The organism is Halomonas sp. 7T, from assembly GCF_025643255.1.
Lineage (GTDB): Bacteria > Pseudomonadota > Gammaproteobacteria > Pseudomonadales > Halomonadaceae > Vreelandella.
The window spans coordinates 905,911-928,854 of sequence record NZ_CP087112.1 but is presented as its reverse complement, the minus strand read 5'-3'; the positions used below and the strand labels follow the sequence as shown (position 1 = coordinate 928,854).

19 protein-coding genes and 1 other RNA gene are annotated in these 22,944 nt (G+C 53.9%); 1 reads left to right on the top strand and 19 read right to left on the bottom strand.

Features of this window, described 5'->3' with window-relative positions:
* Positions 1 to 21: 21 nt before the first annotated feature.
* Positions 22 to 2,757: a preprotein translocase subunit SecA gene (gene secA, locus LOS15_RS04235; RefSeq protein ID WP_263068334.1), complete on the bottom strand. Its 2,736-nt coding sequence runs from the start codon at positions 2,755 to 2,757 to the stop codon at positions 22 to 24.
* A gap of 69 nt (positions 2,758 to 2,826) precedes the next feature.
* The gene (locus LOS15_RS04230) at positions 2,827 to 3,195 is read right to left on the bottom strand and encodes a hypothetical protein (RefSeq protein ID WP_263068333.1); all 369 of its coding nucleotides are present in this window, start codon (positions 3,193 to 3,195) and stop codon (positions 2,827 to 2,829) included.
* 123 nt (positions 3,196 to 3,318) lie between these two features.
* On the opposite strand from LOS15_RS04230, the gene LOS15_RS04225 reads away from it, so the two are divergent.
* On the top strand, positions 3,319 to 3,792 hold the full coding sequence (locus LOS15_RS04225) for a DUF721 domain-containing protein (protein ID WP_263068331.1): 474 nt from the start codon (positions 3,319 to 3,321) through the stop codon (positions 3,790 to 3,792).
* Between the two features lie 98 nt (positions 3,793 to 3,890).
* Here LOS15_RS04225 and lpxC read toward each other — a convergent pair whose 3' ends face one another.
* The 17 genes from lpxC to rsmI all read right to left on the bottom strand — a co-directional run bounded on the left by lpxC (position 3,891) and on the right by rsmI (position 22,920).
* Entirely contained in the window at positions 3,891 to 4,802 is a 912-nt protein-coding gene (gene lpxC / locus LOS15_RS04220) for a UDP-3-O-acyl-N-acetylglucosamine deacetylase (RefSeq protein WP_263068330.1), read from the bottom strand.
* A 155-nt stretch (positions 4,803 to 4,957) separates the two neighbouring features.
* Positions 4,958 to 6,136: a cell division protein FtsZ gene (gene ftsZ, locus LOS15_RS04215; protein WP_263068329.1), complete on the bottom strand. Its 1,179-nt coding sequence runs from the start codon at positions 6,134 to 6,136 to the stop codon at positions 4,958 to 4,960.
* 34 nt (positions 6,137 to 6,170) lie between these two features.
* Positions 6,171 to 7,460 carry a cell division protein FtsA gene (gene ftsA / locus LOS15_RS04210; RefSeq protein WP_263068328.1) on the bottom strand — a complete coding sequence of 430 codons (1,290 nt, stop codon included), beginning with the start codon at positions 7,458 to 7,460 and terminating at the stop codon, positions 6,171 to 6,173.
* Positions 7,461 to 7,768: 308 nt separating this feature from the next.
* Positions 7,769 to 8,485: a cell division protein FtsQ/DivIB gene (locus LOS15_RS04205; RefSeq protein ID WP_263068326.1), complete on the bottom strand. Its 717-nt coding sequence runs from the start codon at positions 8,483 to 8,485 to the stop codon at positions 7,769 to 7,771.
* A gap of 10 nt (positions 8,486 to 8,495) precedes the next feature.
* A complete protein-coding gene (locus LOS15_RS04200; RefSeq protein WP_263068325.1) occupies positions 8,496 to 9,437 on the bottom strand; it encodes a D-alanine--D-alanine ligase in 942 nt (313 codons plus the stop codon).
* The gene (murC, locus tag LOS15_RS04195; RefSeq protein WP_263069618.1) at positions 9,434 to 10,846 is read right to left on the bottom strand and encodes a UDP-N-acetylmuramate--L-alanine ligase; all 1,413 of its coding nucleotides are present in this window, start codon (positions 10,844 to 10,846) and stop codon (positions 9,434 to 9,436) included. The genes LOS15_RS04200 and murC overlap by 4 nt, the downstream gene beginning before the upstream one ends.
* Before the next feature lie 53 nt (positions 10,847 to 10,899).
* On the bottom strand, positions 10,900 to 11,964 hold the full coding sequence (gene murG / locus LOS15_RS04190) for an undecaprenyldiphospho-muramoylpentapeptide beta-N-acetylglucosaminyltransferase (RefSeq protein WP_263069617.1): 1,065 nt from the start codon (positions 11,962 to 11,964) through the stop codon (positions 10,900 to 10,902).
* 51 nt (positions 11,965 to 12,015) lie between these two features.
* A complete protein-coding gene (gene ftsW / locus LOS15_RS04185) occupies positions 12,016 to 13,197 on the bottom strand; it encodes a putative lipid II flippase FtsW (RefSeq protein WP_263068324.1) in 1,182 nt (393 codons plus the stop codon).
* Positions 13,194 to 14,573 carry a UDP-N-acetylmuramoyl-L-alanine--D-glutamate ligase gene (gene murD, locus LOS15_RS04180; protein ID WP_263068323.1) on the bottom strand — a complete coding sequence of 460 codons (1,380 nt, stop codon included), beginning with the start codon at positions 14,571 to 14,573 and terminating at the stop codon, positions 13,194 to 13,196. The genes ftsW and murD overlap by 4 nt, the downstream gene beginning before the upstream one ends.
* 51 nt (positions 14,574 to 14,624) lie before the next feature.
* The gene (gene mraY / locus LOS15_RS04175; RefSeq protein ID WP_263068322.1) at positions 14,625 to 15,707 is read right to left on the bottom strand and encodes a phospho-N-acetylmuramoyl-pentapeptide-transferase; all 1,083 of its coding nucleotides are present in this window, start codon (positions 15,705 to 15,707) and stop codon (positions 14,625 to 14,627) included.
* A gap of 14 nt (positions 15,708 to 15,721) precedes the next feature.
* Positions 15,722 to 17,068 (bottom strand): UDP-N-acetylmuramoyl-tripeptide--D-alanyl-D-alanine ligase, encoded by a 1,347-nt coding sequence (locus LOS15_RS04170; protein WP_263068321.1) that lies wholly within the window; start codon positions 17,066 to 17,068, stop codon positions 15,722 to 15,724.
* On the bottom strand, positions 17,065 to 18,579 hold the full coding sequence (locus tag LOS15_RS04165) for a UDP-N-acetylmuramoyl-L-alanyl-D-glutamate--2,6-diaminopimelate ligase (protein ID WP_263068320.1): 1,515 nt from the start codon (positions 18,577 to 18,579) through the stop codon (positions 17,065 to 17,067). The genes LOS15_RS04170 and LOS15_RS04165 overlap by 4 nt, the downstream gene beginning before the upstream one ends.
* Positions 18,580 to 18,595: 16 nt before the next feature.
* The gene (locus tag LOS15_RS04160; protein WP_263068319.1) at positions 18,596 to 20,302 is read right to left on the bottom strand and encodes a peptidoglycan D,D-transpeptidase FtsI family protein; all 1,707 of its coding nucleotides are present in this window, start codon (positions 20,300 to 20,302) and stop codon (positions 18,596 to 18,598) included.
* Positions 20,299 to 20,634 carry a cell division protein FtsL gene (gene ftsL / locus LOS15_RS04155; protein ID WP_263068317.1) on the bottom strand — a complete coding sequence of 112 codons (336 nt, stop codon included), beginning with the start codon at positions 20,632 to 20,634 and terminating at the stop codon, positions 20,299 to 20,301. Before ftsL ends, LOS15_RS04160 begins: the two co-directional genes overlap by 4 nt.
* A 14-nt stretch (positions 20,635 to 20,648) precedes the next feature.
* Entirely contained in the window at positions 20,649 to 21,605 is a 957-nt protein-coding gene (gene rsmH, locus LOS15_RS04150) for a 16S rRNA (cytosine(1402)-N(4))-methyltransferase RsmH (protein WP_263068316.1), read from the bottom strand.
* Positions 21,606 to 21,658: 53 nt separating this feature from the next.
* An RNA gene (gene rnpB, locus LOS15_RS04145) (RNase P RNA component class A) lies at positions 21,659 to 22,030 on the bottom strand.
* A gap of 32 nt (positions 22,031 to 22,062) precedes the next feature.
* Positions 22,063 to 22,920: a 16S rRNA (cytidine(1402)-2'-O)-methyltransferase gene (gene rsmI, locus LOS15_RS04140; protein WP_263068315.1), complete on the bottom strand. Its 858-nt coding sequence runs from the start codon at positions 22,918 to 22,920 to the stop codon at positions 22,063 to 22,065.
* Positions 22,921 to 22,944 lie beyond the last annotated feature (24 nt).

Below are 22,944 nucleotides of genomic sequence, written 5' to 3'. Positions count from 1 at the left end.
TTCTCCTTCACATTAGAGCGATTAGCTTAACTTACCGCAGCACTGCTTATATTTTTTACCGGAACCACAGCTACAGGGGTCGTTGCGACCTACTTTGGGCCCTTCCCGGCGAAGCGGACGTCCATCAGCACCTTGCGACTCCTGAGAACGCCCGCTGCTATTTTGCGCGGCAGCTTCGTCGTGGCGGCTGTCCGCCGTTGCTTTTTCCCGGGCCAATTCTTCGCGGCGCTTCTGCTCGAGCGCATCCACTTCTTCGGGCTGGCGTACCTGAACATGGCTTAGAATACGCGTGACATCAGCTTTAATATTGGTGAGCAGATGTTGGAACAACTCAAACGATTCACGCTTGTATTCCTGCTTGGGGTTCTTCTGCGCATAGCCTCGCAGGTGGATACCACGGCGCAGATGATCCATCGATTGCAAATGCTCTTTCCAGCGAGTATCCAAGACCTGCAGCATCACCTGTTTCTCAAAGCGGCGAATTAACGCAGCGCCCGCCGCCTCTACCTTGGCTTCGTAGGCTTCGCGATGCATGGTCTGAAGGCGTTCACGGAGTTTCTCTTCACTAAACCGCTCATCTTCTGCTGACCACTGCACCACCGGTGCATCAAGATTAAACTCAGTTTTTAGGTGTGCTTCCAAGCCCGGCAGATCCCACTGCTCTACCAAACTCTGCGGTGGCACAAAATCGCTGATCGCCTCTTCCATGACCTCTTCACGAATACCCAGCACTGCATCGGAGATATCGTCAGACGCCAGCACTTCATTGCGCTGGTTATAAATAACGCGGCGCTGGTCGTTGGCCACATCATCATATTCAAGGAGCTGCTTACGAATATCGAAGTTACGCCCTTCCACCTTTTTCTGTGCGCGCTCAACGGCGTTAGACACCATCTTGTGTTCAATGGCTTCCCCACGCTCTAAGCCCAACGCCTGCATCAAACGCTTAACGCGATCAGAGCCAAATAGCCGCATCAAGCTATCTTCCAAGGAGAGGAAGAAACGTGTGGAGCCTGGGTCACCCTGACGACCGGCACGGCCACGCAGCTGGTTATCAATGCGACGTGATTCGTGACGCTCAGAACCTACTACGTGCAAACCGCCCGCTTGTAAGACGCCATCATGGCGCTTTTGCCACTCAGCTTTTAACGCGTCAATTTGTTCCTGGGTGGGGTTTTGCAGTTTTGCCGCTTCCGCTTCCCAATTGCCCCCCAGCATAATATCGGTACCACGACCCGCCATGTTGGTCGCAATGGTAATCGCCCCAGGGCGACCTGCCTGAGCAATAATTTCCGCTTCGCTTTGGTGCTGCTTAGCGTTCAAAACGTTAAATTTCAGACCCGCCTCGCGCATTAAACGGGCAAGGTACTCAGAGGTTTCAATCGACGCGGTACCTACCAGCACTGGCCGACCTGCCTCTGTTTCAGCTTTAACATCTTTAATTATGGCTTCGTATTTCTCTTCCGCACTCAGGAAAACCAGATCATTCAGATCTTTACGGGCCAGCACACGGTTGGTGGGAATCACCACTACATCCAGGCCATAGATCTGACGGAATTCGAAGGCTTCTGTGTCGGCCGTGCCCGTCATACCCGCTAATTTCTCGTACAGGCGGAAATAGTTCTGGAAGGTAGTAGATGCCAGCGTTTGACTTTCACGCTGAACGGTAACGCCCTCTTTGGCTTCAACAGCTTGATGAAGCCCCTCAGACCAGCGGCGGCCCGGCATTGTGCGGCCGGTATGCTCATCGACGATGACGACTTGGTCTTCAGCAACAATGTAATCTACATCGGGATGATAGAGATGCCGGGCTCGCAGCGCAGAATGCATATGCTGTAAGAGATTAAGATTTTGCGCAGCATAAAGGGAATCCTCTTCCCCCAGCAGCCCCTCAGCGCGCATCAGGGCTTCTACCTTGTTATGGCCCTGCTCGGTAAGTTCTACCTGCTTTTGCTTCTCATCAAGCAGGAAGTCGCCTGTCACGGTGGCCTCTTCATCTTCTGACACCTCGCCTTTTTCCAGATGCTGGGCAAGGCGGTTTACCACACCGTAAAGATCGGTATTTTCGTCGACAGCGCCCGAAATAATCAGTGGTGTGCGCGCTTCATCAATGAGAATAGAATCCACCTCATCGACGATAGCGTAGTGCAGGCCACGCTGCACTTTGTCTTCAAGCGAGAACGCCATATTGTCGCGCAGGTAATCGAAGCCGAACTCGTTGTTAGTACCGTAGGTAATATCGCATTGGTAGGCGTAGCGCTTCTCTTCACCGCTCTGACCCGAAAAAATCACGCCAATGGAAAGGCCTAAAAACTCATACAACGGACGCATCCACTCGGCATCTCGGCGGGCCAAATAGTCATTTACAGTAACAACATGCACCCCTTTTGCAGGCAGCGCATTCAAGTAAACGGCCAGAGTCGCTACCAGCGTTTTACCCTCGCCCGTTTTCATTTCAGCAATGCGCCCACGGTGTAGCGTCAAACCGCCGATCATCTGCACATCAAAATGGCGCATGCCCATGACTCGCTTGCTCGCCTCGCGCACGACGGCAAAAGCCTCGGGCAATAGGCTGTCAAGCGCTTCACCCTCGTTTAACCGCTGACGAAGAAGCGACGTTTTACCTTGTAAATCAGCGTCGCTTAGCCCTTCCAGCTCTGACTCTAACTTATTGACCTCATGCACATTTTTATGCATCCGCTTTACTTCGCGATCATTTTTAGAGCCAACAACTTTGCGTAACAAATTATTAATCATGAAAATTCCAAATCATCATGAGCGACCTTTATGAAGGCGCCCTTTATATATAAGGCAAATAAAGTAGTTCTAATGCGGGAGGGGCAAACAAGGAGGGCCGCGCTGAGTCAGCACGTCTTTAGCTGCAACTAGGCGCCGTTTAACCAACGGTAATATCCGGGCATGAGCAGGTCGCAGGATAAGCTGACGCGCAAGGCGACTACCCCAGAAACGAAGCGCACGACGTTTTTTAGCAATCCACTGAGACTGCGCACGCAAAATGGCAGGCACCCAAAAACAGATAGTGACGCTGCGCTCACTGCCGCGAAACGCATCTGATGGGTGTAAACTTGCAGGCAACAAACAACTTACCAGAAGCCCAGCCAGCCACCAGCGCGCCAGGCCATGACGGCGCTGGCGCCGTGGCGAAGCGGTTAAGACTTCTGGTGTTAACGACATGCTGTGGGCTAGCTCCTGGGCGTGTTAGGCTCTTCTGATTGGCGTTCGATAAAGTAAACTATTTATGGTCGCCCGCTTCGGACTGCCAAAAATTTATATCAAGCCATCTCGGAAATTAGGCGTATGAGTATAAAGGTTAAGCGATCTCACGCACAGCCCATCACCCAACTGCTGTCTAAGTCTGGCGATATTGGGCAGTTAATGCGCCAGTCTCGCTTAATTGACCAAGCACAGCGGCATCTACGCGCTCATTTACCTGAAGAAATGCGTGAGCACATTTTTGTGGGCGGGTTTCGTGACGGTCGATTAACGCTGATTAGCGGCCAAGCGAGCTGGCTAACGTGGTTGCGCTACGAACAACATCGCCTGCTTACCCTTCTGCACCAGCTACCAGGGTTTGAAAGCGTTAGTGGCTTTACCTTAAAAGTCCGCCCAGTACGGCCAGTAGAGAGCCCAAAACGCTATACGCGCTCGCTCTCTAGCAACGCCGGAAAAACCTTAGCTGAGTGCGCAAAAGATACCGACGACCCATCACTCAAAAAAGCGCTAGAACGCCTGGCCTCCCATGCGCCACATTCCTCTAAAGGTGAAGCCTAAAGCCCTTACTCAAAACGCATAAAGCACCGTCTAAGCGGTGCTTTATATGGTGGGGCTAGAAACCGATATTTCAACCAGTTAGACTTTCGCAAGCCTGACTATGCCATGGCAGGAGCCGCATAAGAGATGGGTGCAACCGCCTTCTCTTCTTCAAAAGTCACGATCTCATAAGCATCTGGCTGAGCCATTAGCTCACGGCAAAGCTGATTATTGAGCGCATGACCCGATTTAATGCCACGAAATTCACCAATTAGGCTGTAACCTAGCTGGTAAAGATCGCCAATCGCGTCAAGCACCTTATGTTTGACAAACTCGTCTTCATAACGTAGCCCGCCTTCATTAACGATACGGTAGTCGTCAACCACGATAGCGTTATCTAGGCTGCCACCGAGCGCCAGGTTATTAGAGCGCAAAAATTCCAAATCGCGCATAAACCCAAACGTGCGTGCGCGTGAGACTTCTTTAACAAACGAGGTCGTTGAAAAGTCTATCAGTGCAGTTTGCTTTTGCTGCTCAAAGACGGGGTGATCAAAATCAATCGCAAACGACACTTTAAAGCCCTGATGCGGCAGAAACACGGCCTCTTTATCGCCATCACTGACTGCAACACGACGCTTAATACGGATAAATTTCTTAGGCGCCTCCTGCTCAAGAATGCCCGCCGATTGAATCAGAAAAACAAACGGGCTGGCACTGCCATCCATGATCGGCACTTCAGGGGCACTAACATCTACGTAGGCATTGTCGATACCTAACCCCGCAAACGCTGACATTAAGTGTTCAACTGTTGCCACTTTTACGCCTTCTTTAGAGAGCGCAGTGCACAGCGTAGTGTCTTCAACCAATTCCGCACGAGCAGGCACATGCACAACAGGATCTAAATCGGTTCTAACGAACACAATGCCCGTATTTGCCGGCGCCGGACGCAAAGCCAAGTGGACTTTTTTTCCAGAGTGCAGACCCACTCCAGTGGCGCGGATAACGTTTTGTAGTGTGCGTTGTCTGATCATGGGCAGTGGTCTAGCTCTAGTGTCGGCGGTGATTGGCACAAAACTGGCAAATACCGCGGGGGAAAAGTTATCAAACAGTGTTCACCTTAACAGCAAACGAGCGTTTTAACCAATAAAACTCTCGTTTACTGTGTCGGTGAGAGACGAAGCGCAGTTTAATCTGCCTGACGGCGTAAAAAAGCAGGAATGTCCAGATAGTCGTCGGCTTCTGAAGCACGACGCTTTTCTGGGCGGGGTTTAGCTGCTGGAGCAGGTGCGGCCTCGGCGCGAGCCGTTGCTTGCTGACGCATTACAGTTGGCTGCTGAAGCTTGCGGTAATCTGATGACTCCGCTGCTGAGCGGCGCGCAGGTTCACGTGTGGCAGCCTTCGCTTTACTACCATCCAGCCCCGCCGCTACAACCGTAACCCGCAGTTCATCGGACATTTCCATATCAATGGAGGTACCAACGACAATGGTGGCTTCCTGTGAGGCAAACTCTTGAACCGTCGCCCCCACATCGTTGAACTCACCAATCGACAAGTCAGGACCAGCGGTAATATTGACCAAGATGCCGCGAGCACCGTGTAGGTCGATATCTTCCAGCAACGGGCTACGAATCGCTTTTTCAGCCGCTTCACGTGCGCGGTTCTCACCGGTCGCACCACCGGTACCCATCATGGCCATGCCCATTTCCGACATGACGGTGCGCACGTCAGCAAAGTCAACGTTGATGATGCCGGGGCTTGTGATCAGTTCGGCAATCCCCTGAACGGCGCCTAGCAATACATCGTTAGCGGCACTAAATGCAGTAAGCAGCGTGGCATTTTTGCCCAACACTGAAAGTAGCTTTTCGTTGGGAATAGTGATCAGCGAATCTACGTGCTCTGAGAGCTCTTTCATGCCCTCTTCTGCAGCGCGCATCCGCTTTGGCCCTTCAAATGGGAAGGGGCGGGTCACCACGGCCACCGTCAAAATACCCAGCTCTTTAGCCACCTGAGCAACAACCGGTGCACCGCCAGTACCAGTACCACCGCCCATACCCGCGGTGATGAACACCATATCGGCGCCATTTAACAGCTCGGCAATTCGATCTCTGTCTTCCATAGCAGCTTGGCGCCCAACCTCTGGGTTGGCGCCGGCGCCTAGCCCTTTGGTTATTTCACTGCCAAGCTGCAAAACCGTTTTTGCGGATACGCGTTTAAGCGCCTGGGCATCGGTATTAGCGCAAATAAACTCTACGCCTTCGATGTTGCTCTCGACCATGTGGTTGACAGCATTACCGCCGCCACCGCCAACACCGACCACTTTGATGACCGCACTGCTCGAGGGTGCGTTATCTACCAATTCGAACATAAGCCCCGTCTCCTGAACCGCGCTTGCGGCCCTGTCAGAAATTTCCTTTGAACCAGCCTTTAATTTTCGCCAGCGCTGGATTGCCTTCCTTGCTATCACGCCGGGCAAGCTCGTTACGCCCTTTATGCGCGGCAACGACTCCCCCATGGCTTTCTAGGCCCTGCCCATGGCGCATTTCCTGCAAGGCATAATGCAGCAAGCCAACGCCCGTTGCATAAATAGGATTACGCACCACGTCCGCCAACCCTCTAACATTTTGCGGGCAGGCGATACGAACCGGCATGTGGAAAATCTCTTCTGCTAGTTCGCTAACGCCTTCCATGCGCGAGGTGCCGCCGGTCAGTACCACACCGGCGGCTACCATATCTTCATAGCCACTGCGGCGTAATTCGTCTCTTACCAGCGTAAACAGTTCTTCGTAGCGCGGTTCAACCACTTCGGCCAATGCTTGGCGTGATAGATCCCGCGATGGACGATCCCCTACACTGGGTACTTTAATCATTTCATCGCTTGCGGCGAGGTGCGTTAACGCACAGGCGTACTTTACTTTAATCTCTTCGGCATGCTGGGTAGGCGTACGCAGCGCCATGGCGATATCATTAGTGACTTGGTCACCGGCAATAGGTATTACCGCAGTGTGGCGAATCGCCCCTTCGGTAAATATAGCCATATCCGTCGTGCCACCGCCAATATCCACCATACAAACGCCTAGCTCACGCTCATCTTCAGTCAGCACTGCCATGCTAGAGGCTAACTGCTCAAGGATGATGGCATCAACATCCAGCCCGCATCGGCGAACACACTTTTCGATGTTTTGTACAGCGTTGAGCGCCGCGGTGACCAAATGCACCTGCGCCTCAAGTCGTACACCCGACATGCCCAACGGCTCGCGGATGCCGCCCTGGGCATCAATCGAAAACTCTTGCGGCAGTACATGCAACACGCGCTGCCCTTCAGAAATAGCCCGAGCACGTGCAGAGTCAATTACCCGATCAATGTCAGAAGGCGTTACTTCACGCTCTCTAATTGCTACGACACCATCTGAGTTCATCGAGCTAATATGACTACCCGCCACGCCCACGTACACCGAGTGGATATCGCAGCCTGCCATCAGCTCCGCTTCTTCAACTGCGCGTTGAATTGATTGAACCGTTGATTCAATATTGATGACCACGCCGCGCTTCATGCCACGTGAGGGGTGGGAACCGATACCGGCTATCTCAATCCCACCATCATCGGTGGGCTGACCGACTATCGCGACGACCTTGGACGTTCCAATGTCCAGCCCGACAACCATATTGGATGCGTTGGGTGAGCCTGCCATGAGTCGGTAAATCTCCTTGTCGTAATTTTAAACGTGATCGTATTGAGGGATAACGCTGTCTCGGTAAAACATCCCAATCGGCGTCAACCAAAAAATTGTTACGGCCTATTGATAAAACGCAGCTAAAACTCAAAAGGAATAAATAAAATCCGCAAAATCGCTGATAGGGACATAGTATAGAAACAATAGTCGCAATACGACTAGTCCATACCCACGATAATGGGCATAACGGTCAATTAAAACCCTATTAATGGCTCTCAGCGTTGGTGACCACTCACATTTACCTGCTTTTTGCACATTACCAAAGGCTATTCACTCTTGGTAACTTCAAAATCGCTCTCACCATGCCAAGCAACCGCCACACCATTAGGATAGCGCAGGTCAATATACCGAATATGATCACTAAGCTGCGCTAATTCGCGCTGCCAGGAAGCAGACAAACGCGCTAGGCGAACATCATGCTGGCGTCTACCTAACATTATCCAAGCCCCATTATTTAGCTGCAACCGCCACGCACCGCGTGGCTCCAAGCGCAGCTGCGCCAACGACAGCGACAAGTTGGCGAAATGCGGCGTCAGCCGGTGGTAAAAAGTAAGCACTTCTTCACTACTACCTGCCGGGCCAGCCAAGTCGGGCAACCCTGACGGCGCTGAAAGCGGAGCAAATGCGAAGGGCTCCCCTTGTGGATTGAGCAAAAAGGTGTCGTTCCAGCGAGCAACCGGCTGCTGTTCAACCAGTTCAAAAACCAGCGCGTTGGGCCACTCTCGGGAAATGCGCACCTCTTTTAACCAGCCAATCGCGAGTGCTCGGCTGCGCAGATCTCCCAAATCCGCAGACAACCAAGTGGCATGTTGGACAAGCGGCGCTAACTGAGTACGCAGATAGTCAGCGCTGACATAGTCCCACTCTCCACGAATGGAAACCCGCTCGATAGGTCGGTCTAGCCACAGCCAAAGAGCGCGACTGCCAGCACCTAGCACCAGTGCCAGCAGCAGAATACCTAGCCAAGCATTACGCCTTTTCATAAGGCGCTCTTCATGATGCGCTCTGCTTGCCGGCGGTCTGTAGTATCTGCACGACCAGCTGATCAAAGCTGATTCCTGCATGGGCCGCTGCCTGAGGAACCAAACTGTGGTCGGTCATCCCCGGCACGGTATTGACTTCGATCAACCAGAATTTACCGTCAGCATCGCGCATAACGTCGACTCGGCCCCAACCCTCGCCACCAATGGCTGCAAACGCCTGGCGGCAAAGTACCGCTAACTCATTTTCCTCTTGAGCTTTTAAACCACAGGGAAGATGGTACTGGGTGGTATTGGACACATACTTAGCTTCGTAGTCGTAAAAGCCCCCTGGCACCTCGACACGTATCGCGGGTAGCACTTCGCTGCCTAGCAGAGCAACGGTGTACTCTTCACCGACAACAAATCGCTCTGCCATCACGCGAGCATCGTACTGAGCAGCAGCACGGTATGCGGCTTCTAAAGCTTCCTGGCTTTTAACAATACTGATACCCAGCGTGGAGCCTTCATGAACGGGTTTTACCATCATCGGCAACCCTAGCTGAGCAACAACGGCTGCCCAGTTTGATTCAGCGCTCAACATTATGCTTTCAGGCGTTGGTAGGCCCACCGCTTGCCATACTTGCTTGGTACGCTGTTTGTCCATTCCAAGCGCTGAGGCTAAAACGCCGCTGCCGGTATAAGGTATTTTTAAAAGCTCTAACGCTCCCTGAAGCGTTCCGTCCTCTCCACCGCGACCGTGCAGAGCAACAAATACCGCTGTGGGCGCCAACCGCTCAAGCCCAACTAAACCGTTATCCTTGAGATCGTAGCCTACCGCTTGAATGCCTGCTCGTTTCAAAGCGTCTAACACAGCGGCGCCACTTTTCAGTGACACATCGCGCTCGGCGGACATTCCGCCATAAACCACCACTACACGCGCTAAGCGATCTGCTTGAGATACTTGGGCACTCATAGCTCAACCCCGTCCAACACCAGTTTTGACTGCGCTAAACGCAGCGATATGCCCCCTACGTCACCAGCCCCTTGGGTAATTAAAATATCGTCAGGCCGCAAAACGTTGCCCAGCAACGAGGGAAGCTCCTCCTTATGCTCTACAAAAAGTGGGTCAACATCGCCTCGCTGACGGATAGAGCCTGCTAACGTTCGCCCTTCTGCACCCGGGATCACCGCTTCGCCAGCGCTGTACACATCTAACAAAATAAGCGTATCCACTTGAGAGAGCACCCGAACAAAGTCTTCGTAAAGGTCACGGGTGCGACTATAACGGTGCGGCTGATACAACATAACCAACCGCCGATTTGGCCAGCCAGCGCGTACCGCCTGAATGACCATGTCCACTTCACGAGGATGGTGGCCATAATCATCTACCAGCATCACTTCGCCGGTATGTTTAGGCGTGGGAAAGTGTCCATGCACCTGAAAGCGCCTGCCTACACCCGCAAAACCGGCGAGTCCACGCAAAATAGCCTCATCACTAACGCCTGCATCGGTAGCTACTACAATGGCCGCCATGGCATTAAGTGCATTATGCCGCCCTGGCATCGCCAGCCGAATGGCAAGCGGCGTCGCGCCACCTGGGCGTAGGGCTGTGAAAGTCACCTCACCGGCTTGCTGTTTAAAATCAGCAATACGATAATCTGCATCGCTATCAAACCCGTAGGTTACAAACTGGCGCTTCACCCGCTCACACAAGCCGCGTACGTGCGGGTCATCTATACACAAAACGGCTAACCCGTAGAAGGGCAGATTATGTAAAAACTCGATAAAGGTGTTTTTCAGCCGCTCAAAGTCGCCACCATAGGTCGCCATGTGATCTGCATCGATATTGGTGACGATCGACACCATGGGCTGCAGGTGCAAAAATGACGCGTCGGACTCATCGGCCTCAGCGACCAAATAGTCACCCTCGCCCAGGCGCGCATTGGCGCCGGCACTGGTCAGTTTGCCACCTATAACAAAGGTGGGGTCTAAGCCTCCTTCAGCGAGCAGCGTAGCCGTCAGGCTAGTTGTGGTGGTTTTCCCATGAGTACCCGCCACAGCGATGCCGTGACGAAAGCGCATGAGTTCAGCTAACATTTCCGCGCGACGCACTACTGGCACCCGATGCTCATGAGCCCAGCGGATTTCAGGGTTGGTTTCGTCTATTGCACTCGACACCACCACAACATCGGCGCCTTGTACGTTTTCTTCAGCATGCCCGATCGCCACACTCACGCCGCACCCGCGTAACCGTTCAATAACGGTCGACGCTTTCATGTCACTACCGCTGACGCTATACCCCTGATTCGCCAGGACCTCTGCAATACCACACATGCCTGCGCCACCGATACCCACAAAATGCAGCCGTTTAATGCGGCGCATACCAGGACCGCTTGGGCGAACATCTTGTAAAGACGTACTATTCACTATATCGGTCACGCCGTTTCTCCTCGATTTACTAACGCTAAGCAACCATCTGTTAAGCGCTGGGTAGCATCTAAATAGGCCGCTTGGCGAGCGTTCGATGCCATCTCAGCTAATTTGTCTGGCGTTAATAATTCATTTAAATAGTCAGTTAAGCGCTCTGTCGTAAGCTCTTTCTGTACGACACAAAGGGCAGCACCCGCCTTTACTAAAACGTCTGCATTGATACGCTGATGATCGTCTACAGCAAAAGGAAAGGGCACTAACAGCGCAGGCTTTGCGGCCGCTGCAAGCTCAGCCACTGTCAATGCGCCAGCGCGACAGACCACCAGGTCCGCCCACTCATACGCCGCAGCCATATCATCGATAAACGGGCTTACCTGTGCCACAACGCCGTGCTCTGCATAAGCTTGCGCAGTCTCATTATCACGGCCTTTACCCGCCTGATGGCGCACGTCGGGACGCCTTTCCGGGGCGATAGCAGCTAAGGCAGCCGGCAATCTGTCATTAAGCGCCACGGCACCCAGCGACCCACCGACCACCAGTAAGCGAAGCGGCCGGGCACTCATGATGGCAGCAGCGCGGGGGTGCTCTCCTAGGGCCGCGATATCGTCACGCACTGGATTGCCAATCACTTCCGCTCGCGGCCCAAACGCCTCACCAAAAGCAGCGTAAGTGCGCGTCGCTAGGCGGGAAAGAACCCGATTAGTTAAGCCAGCCACGGCATTTTGCTCATGGATCACCAGCGGAATACGCGATAACCAAGCGGCAAGGCCGCCCGGACCGCTCGCAAAGCCGCCTAACCCAACCACAACATGGGGTTTAAATGTTTGGATCACCTGCCGTGCTTGGCACACAGCCCGCGTAAGATTAATGGGCGCTTTGAGCCAGCCGCTTACGCCGTTGCCCCGCAGCCCACTAATCGCAATCGCGTGCAGTCGAATACCTGCCTCGGGAACCAAGCGATTCTCAATACCACGCGGACTCCCCAGCCATTCAACGTCAACATGATGCGTTTGCAAGGCGCGAGCCAGTGAAAGCGCTGGGATAACGTGACCGCCGGTTCCCCCAGCCATAATCAAAACGCGCCGACGTGTATTCGTTGCCACACACCACTCCTTAAATAATTACGACAATCGTGGTTCGTGACGAGACTTGTAAGGCGTAGGCGTACGGCGTGGACGATGACGTGTTTCCGCATCCGTACGAAGCAACAGTCCCACCATTAATCCAGTGACTAATAAACTTGAGCCACCATAGCTAATCAGCGGGAGCGTTAAACCTTTGGTAGGCAGTAACCCGGCACTCACCGCCATGTTAATAAAGGCCTGGGCCGCGATCACAAAACCAATGCCATAGCTAACGTAGGCACCGAACATGTGACCTGCCAGCTCTGCTCGGCGAGCAATCCACATTGCACGCGCAATAAAAACAGTAAACAGAAGCACGACGGCGATGGCGCCGATCATACCCAGCTCTTCTGCGACCACGGCAAAAATAAAGTCGGTATGCGCTTCTGGTAAATAATGAAGCTTCTGGACGCTATTGCCCAACCCCGTGCCGGTGACATGCCCGCGCCCAAACGCAATGAGTGCCTGGGTTAATTGATACCCCGTCGCAAACTGGTCCGCCCAGGGGTCTAAGAAGCTGGTCCAACGTGCTAATCGATAAGGCTCCATTGCCACCATCATGACAGCACCTGATGCCAATACCCCACCACTGCCTAAAAGTAGCGTCAGCGATGCACCACTCATCATTAACATGCCAATAACGCAGACGGTATAAACCACCATGCCACCAAAGTCGGGCGCCAAAAACAACAACCCTGCAGGCACTGCCAATACGGCTAATGGCCGCCACATACTAAAAGCGCGCTGACGGAGCTCATAGGTAAAGCGCGACATAAACGCCGCCATGTAGAAAATCAGCCCCAGCTTGGCAAACTCTGACACCTGCAAGCTTGGCAGTGGCCCTGGCAATGAAATCCAGCGCTTACTGCCATTGACCTCTTGGCCGATAATAAGCACCAAAACAAGCATAAAAATACTGGCTAGCAGGAGCAGTGCCGCATTCTGGCGCCACATTTCAAGCGGTACGCTAATCATGAAAAGGCACGCCAGTATGGATATCACCAAGAAAATCCCGTGCTGGCGAGAGTAGTAGTAACTGTTTTCCAGCAACCCTATAGACGCAGAACTGACCATAACCCATCCGAGCCCTGCCAGCCCAACGACCGAAATGATTAACCAAACATCACAGGGCAAATGGCGCGTGGTTAGCGCCTCACGCAGACGCTCCAGGCGACTCATGAGTTCACCTCGGTCTGCTTATCCATTAACCAATGACGAAACGCATCACCGCGTTCCTGGTAGTTAGCAAATTGATCGAGACTTGCACAGGCGGGGGAAAGCAGCACGCAATCGCCTGGTTGCGCTATTTGCCAAGCAGCCGCCATAGCCTGATGCAAATTATCAACGCGGTGAACGTTATTAGAGGCCGACAGCGCAGCGGATAAGCGAGGGGCATCTTCACCAAACAGGAGTACCGTTCTGGCGCACGCTTCTAGCGGTGCCGCCAGCGGCGTAAAATCAGCGCCTTTACCCACACCGCCAGCCAATAAAATCAATTTCCCTGCCAGCGTCGCGCTAATGCCATTAATCGCCGCAAGGGTAGCGCCGACGTTGGTACCTTTTGAATCATTTACCCATGTTACCCCGTTAATGTGCGCGATGACCTCACTGCGATGCGGCAACCCTTTAAATGCACGTAGCGCTTCACACATCGACTGCTTGCTAAAGCCCAGAGCTCTGCCCATCGCTAATGCCGCCAGGGCATTCAGGTAGTTATGCTGGCCTGCAACGGTAAGTTCGCGTGCACTGATCCAGCAATCATCTCCCTGAACAAGCATGATATTGCCATCGAGACATGTTAGCCCCCACGCCTCTCCTGCCGGCGTATCAGAAGTAAAGTGCTCAACGATTGCCAAATCATCGGATGGCCAAGTAAGAGGGTCATCCGCATTAACAATCGCGTGTTGCGCCCCCAGAAAGATGCGCTGTTTAGCGGCGCGGTAACCTGCCATATCCCCGTGACGATCCAAATGATCTTCACAAATATTTAAAAATGCGACGGAGGCAGCACCTAAATAAGGCGTTGTCTCTAATTGAAAGCTAGACAGCTCTAAAATATAGAGATCTGCATAGGGATGCTGGGCCAACAAATCCAGCGCAGGCGTTCCTAAGTTCCCCCCTACTGCTGCATAAACGCCTGCAGCAGCGGCCATTTCCCCCAGCAGGGTCGTTACCGTGGATTTAGCATTCGAGCCAGTAATAGCAGCGACAGGAGCCTTCACAGCCCGCTTAAAAAGCGCTATCTCTCCCACCAGCATTGGCTCGCCGGTGGCTGGATTATGACGCGCCAACAGCCCCTCAAGCCCAGGAGTATTGGGGTCAACCCCAGGGCTGACGACTATTTCATGGGCATGACTAAAATCAATCGCCGTTAACGGGCCACAGTGCACAAGGGTTCCAGGGTGGGCCGCGTAAAAATCATCTAAGCCTGGAGGCGCTTGACGAGTATCAGCCACCATAAACGGCACATTATGACGCGCTAGATGGCGGCAGATCGCCCGCCCTGACACCCCTAACCCCACCACGACCGTCATTCCATGTGCTACTTGCACCATTGTGGCTCCTTTACATGACACGCCAGCAGCGCTCCGCTATAGCGCGACTCATCAACGTACTTTCAGCGTGGCTAAACCGAGCAGCACCAACACAACAGTGATAATCCAGAAGCGCACGATGACTCTAGGCTCTGGCCAGCCTTTCAACTCATAGTGGTGGTGTAGCGGCGCCATACGAAAAATACGCCGTCCGGTCATCTTATAAGAAGCAACCTGAAGAATGACCGACACTGTTTCCAAAACAAAAATCCCACCCATAATGAATAGAATAATCTCTTGGCGAACAATCACAGCGACCACACCTAGCGCCGCTCCAAGTGCTAGCGCACCCACATCGCCCATGAACACCTGAGCGGGATAGGTGTTAAACCATAAGAAACCTAACCCTGCACCTGCGATAGTGGCACAAAATATTGCTAGCTCACCGGTGCCATTAATAAAGGGTATGTGCAAATAGTTGGCAAATACTGCATTACCGCTGGCGTAAGCAAATACGGATAGACCCATAGCGACTAACACGGTCGGCATTATGGCTAAACCGTCTAAGCCGTCCGTTAGGTTAACCGCATTTGAGCTACCCACAATCACAAAGTAGGTCAGCACGATATAGAACACACCCAGCGGGAGGGCTACATCTTTAAATAGAGGCACTAACAGGCTGGTTTCGACCGGCGTTGCCGCCGTTGTGTAGAGCACGATAGCCGCGCCTAAGCCAACGACCGACTGCCAAAAATACTTCCAGCGCGCCGGTAGGCCTCGGGGATTTTTTTCTACTACTTTGCGGTAGTCATCTACCCAACCAATCGCACCAAAGCCTAGCGTAACCGCCAGCACTACCCAGACGTAATGATTGGTGAGATCCCCCCACAACAACGTGCTAATCGCAATAGCCAGCAAAATCATGGCGCCGCCCATCGTGGGCGTACCGGCTTTCGAAAGATGTGATTGCGGCCCATCATCACGAACCGCCTGACCGATCTGACCTTCTACTAGCCGTCGAATTACCCACGGCCCTAGCCAAAGGCAAAGCATCAAAGACGTTAAAGCGGCCAGGATAACGCGTAACGTAAGATAGTTAAAAACCTGAAAAGCAGTTTGATATTGGGCTAAGAAATTCGCCAGATGAAGTAACATGAACGGCGCTTACCTTATTTATCCGAACGCAGCGCGGCGATGACATTTTCCATGCCCGCGCTCCGCGATCCTTTCACCAGCAGCGTAGTGTCAGGCGGCAACGTATTAATAATATGACGCACAAGCGTCTCGTGGTCGTCAAAATGCTGCCCGCGACCAAAGGCGTCACTGGCTGACCGTGCGGCATCCCCGTACGTCAGCAGCGTGTCGATACCCAGTGAAGCAGCAAAGCAGCCCACCTCAGCGTGCAGTGCTTCAGATGCCTGCCCAAGCTCCCCCATCGCCCCCAGCGCACACCAGCGTGGCGCTGGAAAACTGGCCAACACCTCCAAGGCAGCTTTCACCGCGCCTGGATTGGCGTTATAGGTGTCATCTAGCAGCGTGGCATTACGTAAACCCGGCACACTGCTTAAACGCCCTGGCAGGCAGGGCAGTCGTGACAAGCCAGCCACTACATGTGCAGGCATTATCCCAACGGCCAGTGCAGCAGCAGCAGCAGCTAGGGCATTGCTTACATTGTGCTTACCTATTAATGGCAAACATACCTTACCCAGCGGCTGCCCATGGTAGACAAGCGTGAAAGCATACCGCCCCTGGGAGTTACAGGAAAGAGCAGCAGCATACACATCAGCTTGGCTGTCCCAGCCATAGCTAATCACTCGGCGCGGTGCAGCACAGGCTGACCAAAAGGTGAAATAGCGGTCTTCTCTATTGATCACCGCTACGCCGTTGGCGCTTAAACCCAATAGGATTTCGCTTTTTGCCTGGGCTATCTGCCCCATGCCACCAAACTCTCCCACATGTGCCCCAGTCACATTGGTAATGATGGCAACCTCAGGCAACGTAAGCTGGCTAGTCCAGGCAATCTCACCTAAATGATTCGCTCCCAGCTCCACAACCGCGGCTTGATGATCAGACGTGAGTCGCAATAACGTTAACGGCACACCAAAATCGTTATTTAAGTTACCCTCTGTTGCCAGCACATCGCCCAGCGGTGCTAGCAGCGCAGCGGTCATCTCTTTGACGGTCGTTTTACCACTATTGCCCGTCACCGCAACGATAGGCAACTGATAGCGATGGCGCCATGCCTGCGCTATCAACCCTAGTCCCAGGCGGGTATCCGCACACTGTAGCTGAGGCAAAGTACTATCGGCTGTTTGCTCAACCAAGGCAGCCACTGCCCCTTGCTCACGCGCCTGCTCCAGAAAGTCGTGCCCATCAAAACGAGGCCCTTTTAGCGCTACAAACAGTGACCCCGGCACGATTTTACGTGTATCCGTCACGACACTCGTCAAAGCTACATCGTCGATGTATAACGGTACGTTAAGCGCCGCCGCCACGCTTTTCAGCGACCAGTTCACGATTGCTTACCTTTTATCCCTCGGCCATTTAACTCTAGCGCCTTGTGCACTTGCTGCTCATCTTGGTAATCGTGGCGAACACCGGCTATGTCTTGGTAAGCTTCATGCCCTTTACCTGCCACGAGCACCACATCCTGCGGCCCGGCTTGTTCAACCACATAGGCAATTGCTTTACGACGGTCGCCAATCTCCGTAAAGGAGGCGCCGGCAGAAAAACCTGTAATAATCTGCTGGCGTATCTGTTCAGCAGACTCAAAGCGGGGGTTGTCGTCGGTCACCACAACATGATCGGCATGGCGTTCTGCAAACGCGGCCATCTCAGCGCGCTTGCCCGTATCACGATCGCCGCCGCAGCCAAACAGGCACCACAACTTACCTTCGCTTCCGCCTAGGTGCGCTTTAAGTGCTTCAAGTGCGTTTTGGAGGGCATCAGGCGAATGGGCGTAGTCAATCACCACACTTGGCCCGCTATCTGCGCGGTAAAGCTCCATCCGCCCTGGCACTGGTGCAAGTCTTGACGCTGCCCCAAAGAGGCGGTCAAGCGGCTCTCCTAGACCGTAGAGCACTGCCATCGCCAGCAATACATTGTCTAAATTAAATCGCCCCATCAAGCTAAGGTCGATGGTTTTTTCACCCTCAGGCGTCGCAATAAGCGCTTGCTGCCCCTGCCCGTGAGGATGCCAATCAATCACGCGGAGCGTTACCGCCTCATCACTACCGGTTGCCAGCACACGCACATTGCTTTCACATCCCGCTAACATAAGTCGTGCTAATGGGTCATCTGCATTCACCACAGCAAGCGTGAGTTCTGCGCGACGAAAAAGCTTGGCCTTGGCAGCCGCGTACGCTGCCATACTGCCGTGATAATCCAGGTGGTCGCGGGTTAGATTAGTAAAAACGCCTACATCGACCTCCACAGACTCCAGTCGATACTGGTCTAATGCATGCGAGGAAGCCTCAAGCGCAACACGCTTTACGCCCTGTCGCGCTAAATCGCCTAAGATATGCTGAAGTGCCAGAGGGCCAGGTGTCGTTAAGCCACTTTCTACCAATTGGCCAGGGCGCCCAACGCCTAACGTGCCAATCACGCCTGCAGGCGTGTTAAGCAATTCACTTAAGGCCGCAATATAGTGAGTAACTGAACTTTTGCCGTTAGTACCGGTCACCGCAATGACCTGTAAATCATTAGGCACCTTAAACAGCGCCCTACCTAGCTCTCCCAAGCGCAATGAGAGGTGCGGCAAGAAGAGTACCCGCCCCTCGAAGGTGACACTGCTCTGTTTGGTGTGCGCCAGTACCAATGAGGCACCACCTTCAAGCGCATGCTCAATAAACGTTCGCCCATCCTGCTGGCTTCCCGGCACCGCCACAAACACATCACCTGCTTCCAGCTTGCGGGAATCGGTTATTAAACGAATCGTATCAGGCAAACTTGCTTCTAAGTCAGGCAGCACGGCATTGGGCCACACTTGCTTAAGTGCCCGCCATAAATTATCTGGGTGCAACGTCATGCAATCTCCTTCAACACTATTCGACCTCATGATCAGGCGGCACGTCCAGTAACCGTAACGCATTGCCCGTTACACTTGAAAAAACCGGCGCGGCCACCGCTCCACCATAAAACTCACCCGCTTTTGGGTGATCGATCATCACTACGGTGACAATACGCGGGTCTGAAATGGGCGCAATACCCGCAAATACGCTGCGGTAAGCATCAGCAACGTAGCCCTGCTGTCCCGTTTTGCGCACCGTTCCGGTTTTTCCGCCTACTCGATACCCTTCCACCCGGGCACGTCGCCCGCCCGAGTAGGCGCCTACCGAGGTTTCTAAAACGTCTAACAGGTCATCGGCTACGCTAGGGGAGATAGCAGGAATCCCCTGGGGAGGCGCTGACAGTCTTAGCAATGAAGGAGGTAGACGCTCCCCCCCATTTGCCAAAGCAGTATATGCGCTGGCGAGCTGAAGCGCTGACGTTGAGAGACCGTACCCATAAGAGAGTGCAGCACGCTCGCTGCGTGACCAGCGAACCGGCGCAGGCAGGCTTCCCGTCGATTCACCCGGAAAGCCTGTGCCAGGGCTTTGCCCTAAGCCTAGCTGGTTATATTTTTCCCAAATAGCCGTATCGCTCATCTGCAACGCCAAACGAGACATACCAATATTGGACGATTTCTCTAAAATCCCCGCCAGATCTAACTCACCGTAGTTACGGAAATCGCGGATAGTAAACTGATCAATGCGCATCCATCCCGGCGAGGTATCCACGACCACATCACGATCAACAAGCCCACTTTCCAGGATAGCGGCCATCGCAAGCGGTTTCATAACCGAGCCGGGTTCAAACACGTCGACTAACGCTTGATTACGCAATCCTCGCGGGTCTAGGCCGGCACGATTATTGGGGTTATAGGAAGGCAAGTTAGCCATCGCCAGTACTTCGCCTGTACGGGCATCCAACATCACCAGCACGCCGCCATCTGCCTCATGCTCAGCCACAGCCGCACGTAACTCTCGATACGCCATATACTGGATGCGTTGGTCAATCGCGAGGGTTAGTTCGCCCCCCGGCTGGGCATCACGAATCACTCCCAGCTCTCGTACGAGCCGACCACGGCGGTCTTTAATGACTCGACGCTGACCAGGGTGCCCAGCTAAATAGGGTTGATAAGCAAGCTCTAAACCTTCTTGTCCAACGTCATCGACATTGGTCACGCCGAGTACTTGGGCGGCCACTTCGCCTGCCGGGTAGTAGCGCTTATATTCGCGCTGGGGATAAACACCTGGCGTTCGCAGATCAAGAATACGCTGTGCCGCCTCTGGCGTCATTTGACGGCGCAGGTACATAAACTCGCGGCCGCTAAAGCGTTCAACTCGGGACTCAAAATCATCTAGCGTCCACCCAAGGGCTTGAGCCAGCATAAAACGCTGAATGCCGTCACTGGGGAGTTCTTGGGGATTTGCCCAAAGTGTTACCACCGGCGTGGATATAGCAAGGGGCTCACCGTTTCGATCGGTAATCATCCCCCGGTGGGCAGGAATCGCCTCATGGCGTAGGGTTCTTGCATCCCCCTGGCTCTGCAGGAAAGGCCGGTCGATCACTTGCAGCAGAGTAATCCGCCCAACCAAAATACTCGACGCTAATATCACAAGAATGAGTATAAATAAAAAGCGCCCGCCCGCCAGAGGAGGCGCGACCGGCAATTGCCGGGACATTCCACCCCGTCGCTGCCGGTTCATGGCCGAATGACCTCGACATCATTTACATCGGGAATACGCATATCCAGCCGTTCCGTGGCAATTTGTTCGATCCTTGCGGGGGTTGACCAGGCTCCCTCCTCAAGCAACAGCTGCCCCCACTCGGTTTGCAGCTGGTTTTTTTCCTGCTCCAGCTGCTGAAGTTGGGCAAACTGCACTCTGGTCATGTGTGTGGTAGTGACGATAGCCAACCCCGTCGCCAAACAGCATAAAAACAGAACGCTGACAACAAGCGGCCAGAAGCGCATACGCAGCTTGAACGGCCACTCAGTGCGCAACGTAGCGACCCAATACTGAATCCGATCCATGTTCATGGCTTCATCCGTGATCACATTCGTTTGCGGGCGGCTCGCATCACAGCGCTTCGTGCTCGGGGGTTAGCATCCACTTCAGCATCACCTGGCCTTACGCCTTTGCCTAGCGCCTCAAGGCGACGATTTAACTGGTCATCGCGGATGGGGACGCCCCGGGGCAAATGGGTGTCTCCGCGTACATGGTGGCGAATAAACCGCTTAACACGCCGATCCTCTAACGAGTGAAAGCTAATCACTACTAAGTGCCCGCCGGGAGCCAGAGCTTCAAGCGCCGCTTCGAGCGCGGCGTCAAGCTGCTCTAACTCGCCGTTTAGGTAAATACGCAGACCTTGGAACGCTTTCGTTGCCGGGTGTCGGCCCTTTTCCCAAGCAGGATGGGCGGTTTTAAGCACCTCGGCCAAATCTACCGTGTGCGTAAACGGTATTTCACGTCGGCGCGTGACGACTGCACGCGCTAGACGCTTGGCATAGCGCTCTTCACCAAATGTTTTGAAGACATGGGCAATATCCCCTTCGCTGGCACGGGCTAAAAACTCTGCGGCACTCTCTCCCTTGGTTGGGTCCATACGCATATCCAGCGGCCCGTTGCGCATAAAGCTGAAACCACGCTCCGGATCGTCCAACTGCGGAGAAGAGACACCCACATCGAGCAGCACGCCCGACAGCTTGCCGTGCAGCCCTTGTTCCTGAGCAAACTCGGCCAAACGCGCGAATTCACGCTGGGTGATTTGAAAGCGGGCGTCATTAATATCAGCGGCAGCGGCAATGGCCTGGGGGTCACGATCCATGGCCATTAAGCGCCCCTGCTCGCTTAGGCGCGAAAGAATAACGCGAGAGTGCCCTCCACGACCAAACGTGCCGTCTATGTAGATACCATCGGGGTCGTGAACTAGCGCATCAACCGCCCCTTCTAACAACACGCTGGTATGGCGAAAGCTAGGAGCGACCTGGTCAGCGTCAGGAGAAGGCATGTTACTCTCACACAAAATTTGGGAGGGCGTGCTGGGCACGCCCTTTAATGGAAATGGGGAGTCGGCCGATAAGCCGGGTTCTGTCGTGGACAGTCATTCCTCTAGGCGCTACGTCACCGTAGCGCTCAAGCAACCTACCCGGACCCAGCGCGGGCCACGCCATTGGATCCCTATTTGGTCTTGCTCCGAGTGGGGTTTACCATGCCACGCACTGTTACCAGGCGCGCGGTGCGCTCTTACCGCACCCTTTCACCCTTACCGGCCCCTGAGGTTTATTTCAGAGGCTTAGGCGGTCTACTCTCTGCTGCACTTTCCGTCGGCTTACACCGCCCAGGCGTTACCTGGCACTCTGCCCTGTGGAGCCCGGACTTTCCTCCCCCAATAGCCCTTACGGGAATATTAGCGGCGACTGTCTGGCCAACTCCGGCGGCAAGCATACCAGCGCCATGCGTTTGCCTCAATGATCACCTTTCATTGCTTGCAATCTGGCATACCACTCCTGCTTACGCCCCCCTAACATTCTGGCTGCCACCGCCGCCCCTTGCTTAACGCCCACACCCTCAGCCAGCAATGATTTCAGCAGCTCATCTGCATGAATTGCCTGATGATCGCCAGGCGCAACCGCAGGCGCTCCGGAGATAATCACTACGAACTCCCCCCTGGCCTGATTGGTGTCATCCGTTAAACAGCGAATCAACTCCTCGGGCGAGCCATGCAGAAACGTTTCAAACGTTTTGGTTAACTCCCTTGCCAACACAACGTTCCGCGACGGCATCTGTTCTCGCAACGCTTCCAAGGTATGCAGGATGCGATGAGGCGACTCATAAAACACCAGCGTCTCCTCCCGCGCCTCCCATTGCTCTAATGCCTGACGACGCGCACCGGGCTTAGCGGGTAAAAAACCACCAAACGTGAACCGATCAGTGGGCAAGCCCGCTCCGGACAGCGCGGTCACCAGCGCACAAGCACCCGGCAGCGGCACTATTTTTCGCCCCCGTGCGCGTAGCTCTCTTACCAGCACAAACCCCGGGTCGCTAATTAACGGCGTACCTGCATCACTGATCAGCGCAATATCCTCACCTGCCTGAAGGAAGGCATCCAGCGTATCTACTCGGCGCGCTTCATTATGATCATGCAGTGACAGCATGGGCTTATTAACCCCAAGATGGGCGAGCAAGCGCCCGCTATGCCGGGTGTCTTCAGCGGCAATCCGCGATACCTGCGCTAATACCCGGGCAGCTCGTGGCGTTAGGTCTTCCAAATTCCCAATTGGGGTAGCAACCACGTACAATGTACCCGGATCTTGGTGTGTCATCATGACTCCCGATTTGTTAATGGC